Genomic DNA, 1,143 nt, shown 5'->3' with positions numbered 1-1,143 from the left:
TTGAGTGATCTTGATGGATGGTATTAGGTGATCGGCTTAGATAGTATTAGGTGATCGCGATGCATGAGAATACGCAGGCGGTGGGTTACTGCAATACAATCCAGCTGAAGATAATTTTATTGCCTATACAACGCAAAGTCATCAACTTAGCAGCGATCGTGTTTATGCGATAACGAGTGATCCTAAAGGAAATTTATGGCTAGGTAGCAACCAAGGTTTAACACGCTTTAATCCCGACACCTTAGAGGTTCAACATTACAAGCACGACGACTCAGTAAATAGCCTTGCTAACAATACCGTATTTACCGTGCTCTATGATCACAATGCGAACGGATTATGGGTCGGGACGCGTGCAGGTTTAGACTATCTAAGTATGGCGGATGAATCATTTACTCATTACCCCTCGGATCAGACATCGCAGACTGGTTTAAGCCATAATATGGTCACCTCTTTGCACTTGCAAAATAACGATACCCTATGGGTGGGTACCTTTGGTGGTTTAAACCGCCTTGATAAAAAAACACAAAAAATCTCTTACATTACCGAACATGATGGATTACTAAACGATAATATTTTTGCTATTAAAGATGATAGTAAAGGCCATTTATGGCTAAGCAGTAACCAAGGGCTCACCCGCTATAATCCCACAAATCAAGCTATGCAGCATTTTTTACCTCGTGACGGCGTGCAGCATAATTCGTTTATTTTAGGTGCCGCTTTTCAAGCAGCTGATGGCGAGCTATTTTTTGGCGGAATCAATGGCTTTAATCAGTTTTCCCCTAGTAAACTGCTATTGAGTACTTCAGCTCCAACCCCAGTGTTAACTGAGCTATTAATTTATAACCAAGCAAGTTCAACAAAAAACTATCTAACAGATCAAAAACAGCCAGCAAAACTAATAAATCATACTAAAAAACTCTCTTTTCCAACTAGCCAAGGGGTCATTGGCTTTAAATATTCCGCCGTTAATAATGCCTCATCTGCTAATCAATACCAGTATGCTTACAAGCTAAGTGGTTTAGATAAGCAATTTATCTATACAGATGCAAGCCAACGACAAGTTAACTAACCTGAGATCTGCTTAAGCGATAACTAGTGCGTTGAGCTCTACGTCAGTTAAATTAAGGTGTGGCTTATTTTCTT

The 1,143-nt window shown here is 40.0% G+C and carries 1 protein-coding gene and 1 pseudogene; both read left to right on the top strand.

The window, feature by feature from the left end; all coding sequences use genetic code 11:
- Window positions 1-88 precede the first annotated feature (88 nt).
- Window positions 89-205: pseudogene (locus AAEY57_RS19245) on the top strand (two-component regulator propeller domain-containing protein); the annotation flags it as partial.
- A 102-nt stretch (window positions 206-307) separates the two neighbouring features.
- Window positions 308-1,069 carry a two-component regulator propeller domain-containing protein gene (locus AAEY57_RS19240; protein WP_350608578.1) on the top strand — a complete coding sequence of 254 codons (762 nt, stop codon included), beginning with the start codon at window positions 308-310 and terminating at the stop codon, window positions 1,067-1,069.
- Window positions 1,070-1,143 lie beyond the last annotated feature (74 nt).

Source organism: Pseudoalteromonas sp. MER144-MNA-CIBAN-0113 (assembly GCF_040308965.1).
Taxonomy (GTDB): domain Bacteria; phylum Pseudomonadota; class Gammaproteobacteria; order Enterobacterales; family Alteromonadaceae; genus Pseudoalteromonas; species Pseudoalteromonas tetraodonis.
Note: the sequence above shows the minus strand (reverse complement) of the source record. Positions and strands in the feature narration are given on the sequence as shown.